At 67.5% G+C, this 6,815-nt stretch carries 6 protein-coding genes; 4 read left to right on the top strand and 2 right to left on the bottom strand.

What is annotated here, in order from left to right; genetic code table 11:
* Positions 1-157: 157 nt before the first annotated feature.
* Positions 158-985 carry an inositol monophosphatase family protein gene (locus AC1DQP_RS14395; RefSeq protein WP_256774715.1) on the bottom strand — a complete coding sequence of 276 codons (828 nt, stop codon included), beginning with the start codon at positions 983-985 and terminating at the stop codon, positions 158-160.
* Between the two features lie 121 nt (positions 986-1,106).
* Between AC1DQP_RS14395 and AC1DQP_RS14390 the strand changes: the two genes are divergently transcribed.
* From AC1DQP_RS14390 to AC1DQP_RS14380, 3 genes are read left to right on the top strand one after another with little or no spacing between them, the layout of a single operon-like run.
* A complete protein-coding gene (locus AC1DQP_RS14390) occupies positions 1,107-1,877 on the top strand; it encodes an RNA methyltransferase (protein WP_256774716.1) in 771 nt (256 codons plus the stop codon).
* A 56-nt stretch (positions 1,878-1,933) separates the two neighbouring features.
* On the top strand, positions 1,934-2,863 hold the full coding sequence (locus AC1DQP_RS14385; RefSeq protein ID WP_478051854.1) for a phosphate/phosphite/phosphonate ABC transporter substrate-binding protein: 930 nt from the start codon (positions 1,934-1,936) through the stop codon (positions 2,861-2,863).
* The gene (locus tag AC1DQP_RS14380) at positions 2,860-4,986 is read left to right on the top strand and encodes a putative bifunctional diguanylate cyclase/phosphodiesterase (protein WP_478051853.1); all 2,127 of its coding nucleotides are present in this window, start codon (positions 2,860-2,862) and stop codon (positions 4,984-4,986) included. The genes AC1DQP_RS14385 and AC1DQP_RS14380 overlap by 4 nt, the downstream gene beginning before the upstream one ends.
* Before the next feature lie 33 nt (positions 4,987-5,019).
* On the opposite strand, the gene epmB is transcribed toward AC1DQP_RS14380, so the two are convergent.
* Positions 5,020-6,024 (bottom strand): EF-P beta-lysylation protein EpmB, encoded by a 1,005-nt coding sequence (gene epmB / locus AC1DQP_RS14375; RefSeq protein ID WP_457318744.1) that lies wholly within the window; start codon positions 6,022-6,024, stop codon positions 5,020-5,022.
* A 126-nt stretch (positions 6,025-6,150) separates the two neighbouring features.
* Here epmB and efp point away from each other — a divergent pair, with 126 nt between their 5' ends.
* Complete coding sequence (gene efp / locus AC1DQP_RS14370) at positions 6,151-6,720, top strand: elongation factor P (RefSeq protein WP_256774720.1); 570 nt, start codon at positions 6,151-6,153, stop codon at positions 6,718-6,720.
* Positions 6,721-6,815: the final 95 nt, after the last annotated feature.

The following is a 6,815-nucleotide window of genomic DNA, read 5'->3' as shown; positions in this document are numbered from 1 at the left end:
GATTTACGGCGTGTCCCGCCAACCCACCCGTACCCGCCCAAGCCAGCAGACGCGCACCGCCGCCGCGGCTGCTCCTGCTCCTGCGTTTGCGTTGCACCACCAACAAACAAAAACGGCGCCCGAAGGCGCCGTTTCAAGCTGTCGCAGTCGCGGCCGATCAGAACTTGGCGTCGAACTCCGCCGCGTAGCCGGTGTTGACCAGCACCTTCTGCAGCACGTCGGTGTTCTTCACGTTGCCGGCCACAATCTGCTGGGTCTCCGGACCCCGGCTGTCCATGCGGGCCGGGGTGGCGCCCTTGAAGTCGCAGACGCGGCCGCCGGCCTCGCGCACCAGCAGCACGCCGGCCGCGATGTCCCAGGCCTTCACGCCGGCCTCGAAGTAGGCATCGGCACGGCCGCAGGCCACGTAGGCCAGGTCCAGTGCCGCCGAACCCGTGCGGCGCACGTCCTCGGCATGCACCAGCAGCGCATCCACTGCCTTCAGCTGCGCACTGGTGCGCTGGCGCTCGCGCGGGGCGAAGCCGGTGTGGATCATTGCACCGTTCATGTCCTTGCGATCGGCCACGCGGATACGGCGGTCGTTGAGCACCGCGCCGGCACCACGGCTGGCCGTGAACAGTTCATTGCGGAGCGGGTCGAAGATCACCGCATCGATCGGCTCGCCGTTTTCCACCAGCGCGATGGACACGCAGTAGTGCGGGAAGCCGCGCAGGTAGTTGCTGGTGCCGTCCAGCGGGTCGATGACCCACATGTAACGGTTCACACCCTGCAGGCCACCTTCTTCGGCCATGATCCCGTATTCCGGGTAGGCGCGCTTGAGTTCCTTGACGATGACCTTTTCCGCATCCGCATCGACTTCACTGGCATAGTCCATGCGCCCCTTCTCTACGACGTTCAACGCCTCGAGCTTGTTGATGTTGCGCAACAGGACGTTGCCGGCGAGGCGGGCGGCCTTGACCATGACGGTGACGGCGGGTTTCTGCATGGCGAAAAGCTCCCGTAAAGGCAGAGTGGGTATGTTTGGCGGGGGAAAAGAGCGGTCCCGGCGCAGAGGCCGGTCGCACAGTTTACCATCTGTGGCTTGTCTGCTCGCGTTTGGCCTGTTCATGTCCATTGAAACCGCTCCGTCCCGTATCCGATTCGTCCTGGTCGGCACCCAGCACCCCGGCAACATGGGCGCTGCGGCGCGCGCCATGAAGACCATGGGCCTGGGCCGGCTGGTCCTGGTCGCCCCCGAAAAGCCGCTGGATGAAGAGGCGTTCAGGCGCTCGGCCGGCGCCGAGGACGTCCTCGGCGACGCCCCCGTCGTAGGCACCCTGGCCGAGGCCGTGGCCGACTGCACCCTCGTGCTGGGCTGCACCGCCCGCGCCCGTCGGGTCCAGCTGGAAGAGCTGCTGCCCACCGTGGCCGCCCAGCGCGCCCTGGCCAAGGCCGCCGAGCCCGACGCCGAAGTCGCCTTCGTGTTCGGCCGCGAGCGCACTGGACTGACCAACGAAGAACTGCAGCTATGCCACCTGGCCGTGCACATCCCGTCCCATCCCGATTTCAGCTCGCTCAACCTGGCCGCCGCCGTGCAGGTGCTGGCCTACGAACTGCGCATGGCCGTGCTCGGCGGCGTCGAAGGCGCGGCCCCGGCCGACCCCGAACACCGCGAGCAGCCGGCCAGCCATGCCCAGGTTGAAGGCCTGTTCGGCCAGCTTGGGCAGACCCTGGACGAGATCGACTTCCACAAGGGCCGCGCACCGGATTCGGCGATGCGCAAACTGCGCCGCCTCTTCCTGCGTACCGAACTGAGCGAACAGGAAGTCCGCCTGCTGCGCGGCATCCTCGCCGATGCACAGCGGATGGCGAGATTGGCGAACAACCGCCCCGAATGAGCTGACGCAGTTCTCACTTTTTCGGGTAGGCTGTTCGGATTCCTTGGGGGGAGTGAATGCGAGTATCAGGTCTGCGATGGCTGCTGCAGGGGGCGCTGCTGTGTCTGGCCATCGCATGGATGACCGGGCCTGCCATGGCCGATCCCGGCAACGTGCTGGTGCTGGGACGGATCAGCGACAATCCCAAGTCACACTATGCGCAACTGCAACCCCTGCTGGATTACGTGGTCCCGCGCATGCGTGATGTCGGCATTACCGAAGGTCGCATCCTGATGGCGCCCGATGCCCAGCAGATGGGCAGCTACCTGCGCCGCGGCCGCGTGGACTGGGTCACCGAGACCTCCGGCACCGCCGTGGCGCTGGGCATGCGCAGCGGCGCACAGCCCCTGCTGCTCACCGAGCGCAGCGGCGTGCGGGATTACCACACCGTCTTCTTCGTCCGCCGCGACAGTCCGATCGTTTCGCTGGCCGATCTCAAGGGGCATACCCTGGCCCTGCAGAACGTGGCCTCCACCAGCGCCTACCTGGTGCCGGTGATGACCTTGTTGCAGGAGGGGCTGACCCCGGAGATCCTGTTGTCCGCCCGCGATGCGGCCGCCCCGGATACGGTGGGCTATGTGTTCGCCCGCACCGAGGGCAACATCGCGACCCTGGTCCACAAGGGCGTGGTCGATGCCGGCGCGGTGAGCAGCGTGGACTGGTCCGACGGGCATCGGATCCCGGCCAATTTCCTGCGCGACTTCCGCGTCATCCATCGCACCGAGCCGTACCCGCGTGCGGTGGAGATGGTGCGCRCCGGGTTGGATGCGAACGTGCGTGATCGCCTGCAGCAGGTACTGCTGGAGGCCGCGGCAGATCCCTTGGCGCAGGATGCGCTGCAGAAGTTTTTTGGTACGTCCGGGTTCCATCGGGTGGATGCGCAGATGCAGCACCGGTTGGATGAACTGAAACAAGGGCTGGCTCGCGTGCGGATGGAAGTGGAATGAGGCTGTTGGGTTCCGGAATGCAGACACGGTTCGTGCTGGCGATGAGCGGCGCGATGCTGGTGGTGGTGGTGATCGTGGCGGTGGTGCTGGGGCGCCAGGCGACCATGCAGGGGGAGGTGCAGCACCTCAGCGGCAACGTCATCCACGACCTGTTCGACCGCAGCGTGCGCAGCCGCGGCGAGGCGCTGGCCCGCGAGCTGTCCGACGCGCTGGCCAACCCGCTGTACTACAACGACCTGGAGCAGGTCGGCGCGCTGGTGCGCAATACCTCGCGGCAGCAGGTGGTGCGCTACGTACTGGTGTTCGACGAGGACGGCAAGCTGGTCCACGACGGCAGCACCGAGGTGATCGATTTCGGCCGGCCGATGAGCGACCCGCTGGCCGCCGGTGCGGTCGCCGCGCGTACGCTGGTGGTGCAGCAGTCGCCCAAGGTGCTCGACAACGCCATGCCGATCATGATCGGCAACCAGCGCATCGGCGGCGTGCGGGTGGGCATGGCGCTGGACGATGTGCAGGCCATGGAGCTGCGCGCCAACCAGACCCTGGGCGAGCGCCTTCAGCAGGWCGGCAAGCGCCACCTGGGCTGGTTGCTGCTGATGCTGGGGCTGCTGGTGGGCATCGGCGTGGGCATGATCATGTATGTGCAGCGCAGCCTGGTCACGCCGATTCGCTGGCTGGCCGCGGCCGCGCGCCAGATCGAGGCGGGCGACTACCGCCCGCAGCTGCGGCAGAGCACGCGCAACGATGAAATGGGCGAGCTGGTGCGGGCCTTTGGCCGCATGAGCGAATCCATCGCCCGGCATGACCGCGAAGTGCGGCACATGGCCTACACCGATGCGCTGACCGGGCTGACCAACCGGCTGGCGTTCCGCGAGGCGCTGGACCATCGCCTGATGGCCGCGCGCGCGTCCAACCATCGGCTGGCGCTGCTGTTTGCCGACATGGACGACTTCAAGCGGGTCAACGACACCCTCGGCCACGAGGCCGGCGACGAGGCGCTGCTGCAGTTCGCCCAGCGCATCAGCACCGCCGTGGCCCAGGCCGGTGGGGACGAGGCACTGCTGGCGCGTTTTGGTGGCGATGAATTCGTGATCCTGCTCGGCGAAGGCKACGTGGCCGCCAATGCGCGGCAGCTGGCCGAGATCCTGGTGCGCGAACTCGGCAAGCCGTTGTTCGTGCAGGGCAGGGAACTGTTCCTGGGCAGCTCGATCGGCGTCACCCTGTTCCCCGACGATGCGGCCGATGCCACCACGCTGCTGAAGAACGGCGACATCGCCATGTACCAAGCCAAGATGGCCGGCAAGAACTGCTACCGCTATTACAGCCGGGCCATGGACCATGCGGTGGAACGGCGCGTGCACATGGAGCAGGAGCTGCGCGGGGCGTGGGAGCGCGGCGAGCTGCGGCTGGTCTACCAGCCGATCTTCCGCACCCGCGATCGGCGCATGGTCGGGGTGGAGGTACTGCTGCGCTGGCAGCACCCGACCTTGGGCACGATTCCGCCATCGGTGTTCATTGAAGTGGCCGAGCAGAGCGGCCTGATCGAAGTGATCGGCCCCAAGGTGCTGCGTGCGGCCTGCATGGAAGCGGTGCAGTGGCCGCACGGCGTGGACAACGATGGCCTGTTCGTCTCGGTCAACGTCTCACCGCGCCAGCTGCGCGGTGGCGAGCTGCCCAGCGTGGTCGCCGACTGCCTGCGCGACACCGGCCTGCCGGCCTCGCGCCTGCACCTGGAGCTGACCGAAACGGCGGTGATCGGCGATGAAATGCTGGCCGCGGCCCTGCTCGACAAGCTGCACCGCACCGGGGTGAAGGTGTGGCTGGACGACTTCGGTACCGGCTTCTCCGGGCTGAGCCACCTGCGCCAGGTGCCGGTGGACGGGGTCAAGATCGACAGGAGTTTCGTGGCCGACATGCAGCGCGACCCGGACGACCTGGCCCTGACCACGGCGATCATCGCCATGGCCCACGCGCTGGGGATCACCGTGGTGGCCGAAGGCATCGAGCAGGAAGTGCAGTTCGACCTGCTGGCCCAGCGTGGCTGCGACCTGGCCCAGGGCTACTGGCTGAGCCACCCGGTCAGCGCCACCGACGTGGTGCAGATGATCGAATCGGGGATGTGACGCGCCGCGGCCMCCGGGGGTGGCCGCGGCGCCTTACACCGGCCGCTTGCTGCTGTCGCCGGAGATCTCGCGGACCAGCTTGGGCACCAGGTAGCCGGACAGGCGCGCGGTCAGCTGCGCATGCAGGTCCTTGGCGGTGTCATCGTCGACCTCGAAATGGGCCACGCCTTCGACCCGGTCCACCTGGTAGAGGTAGTAGGGCAGCACGCCGGCGGCGAAGCTGCGCTCGCTCAGGTCCTGCAGGGCCGGCAGTGAATCGTTGACCCCGCGCAGCAGCACCGCCTGGTTGAGCAGGGTGGCCCCGGCCGCACGCAGGCGCGCCATCGCCGCGTCCACCGAAGCATCGAATTCATTGGCGTGGTTGGCATGGATCACGAACGCCACCGGCCACGGCAGGCTGACCAGCCACCGCACCAGTTCGTCATCCACGCGCTCGGGCAGCACCACCGGCAGGCGGCTGTGGATGCGCAGGCGGCGCAGGTGAGGGATCTGCCGCAGGGCCTGGGTCAGCTCGACCAGCTTGTGGGTGGCCAGCGACAGCGGATCGCCGCCGGACAGGATCACCTCGTCGATGTCCGGGTCCAGGGCGATGGCGTCCACCGCATCGCGCCAGCCTTCCCGGGCCGCGTTCTCGCTGCCGTAGTCGAAGTGGCGACGGAAGCAGTAGCGGCAGTTGATCGCGCAGCTGCCGGTGGTCACCAGCAGGGCGCGGCCCCGATACTTCTGGATCACCCCGGTGGCCTTCTTGGCGGCGCCGTCGCCGACCGCGTCCAGGCTGAAGCCCGGCACGACCTTGAGTTCGTCGGTGATCGGCAGGACCTGGCGCAGCAGGGGGTCGTGGCGGTCGCCGTGGCGCATCCGGGCCGCAAAGCCCTGCGGGACGCGCACCGCGAACTGGCCCGCCGCCGCGTCCGACACGCCCAGCTCCAGCGGGTCCAGCCCCAGCTGCCGCAACAGCTCGCGCGGGTCGCGGATCGCCTCGCGCCACCGTTGCTGCCAGCGGACGGGGGCGGCCAGGGGCGTGGCGGAAAGCTGCATGGAATGGGGGCCTGCGGTTATCATGTGGGTCAGAAATATCGCCTCACCCCACCGGTATCGGTGGGATATCCCATTCTATCCGGCTCGCCGCGCCTGCGCGGCGTTTGCCCATTCAGGAGTTTCAGCATGGCCACTGTTGGCATGAACGATGTCAAGAACGGGATGAAGATCCTGATCAACAACGAACCGGCCGTCATCACTGAGACCGAGTACGTCAAGCCGGGCAAGGGCCAGGCCTTTACCCGCATGAAGTACCGCTTCATCAAGTCGGGCCGCGTGGTCGAAATGACCATGAAGGCGACCGACGACGTGGAGAAGGCCGACGTCGTGGATACCAACATGGACTTCATGTACAGCGACGGCGAGTTCTGGCACTTCATGGACCCCGAATCCTTCGAGCAGGTCCAGGCCACCAAGTCCGGCATGGGCGGCGCCGAGAAGTGGCTGAAGGGCGAAGAGTCCTGCATCGTCACCCTGTGGAACGGCGAGCCGATCTTCGTCCAGCCGCCGAACTTCGTCGAGCTGAAGATCACCGAAACCGACCCGGGCGTCCGCGGCGACACCTCGGGCGGCGGCGGCAAGCCGGCCACCCTGGAAACCGGCGCGGTGGTCCGCGTGCCGCTGTTCGTCAACCAGGATGAAATCATCAAGGTCGACACCCGCTCGGGCGAGTACTCCGCCCGCGCAGGCAAGTAATCCGGCGAAGCCGGATTACGGTAGAGCCGACCGTTGGTCGGCAGCGGCACCCGGTAGAGCCGACCGTTGGTCGGCTGCCGCGGCTGCCGTTGCGG

This window comes from Stenotrophomonas sp. P5_A8 (genome assembly GCF_056400545.1).
Note: the sequence above shows the minus strand (reverse complement) of the source record. Positions and strands in the feature narration are given on the sequence as shown.

Coding starts and splice junctions, on each gene's coding strand:
- AC1DQP_RS14395 (WP_256774715.1), bottom strand. CDS start 985: ATGCAGAAACCCGCCGTCACCGTCATGGTCAAGGCCGCCCGCCTCGCC.
- AC1DQP_RS14390 (WP_256774716.1), top strand. CDS start 1,107: ATGTCCATTGAAACCGCTCCGTCCCGTATCCGATTCGTCCTGGTCGGC.
- epmB (WP_457318744.1), bottom strand. CDS start 6,024: ATGCAGCTTTCCGCCACGCCCCTGGCCGCCCCCGTCCGCTGGCAGCAA.
- efp (WP_256774720.1), top strand. CDS start 6,151: ATGGCCACTGTTGGCATGAACGATGTCAAGAACGGGATGAAGATCCTG.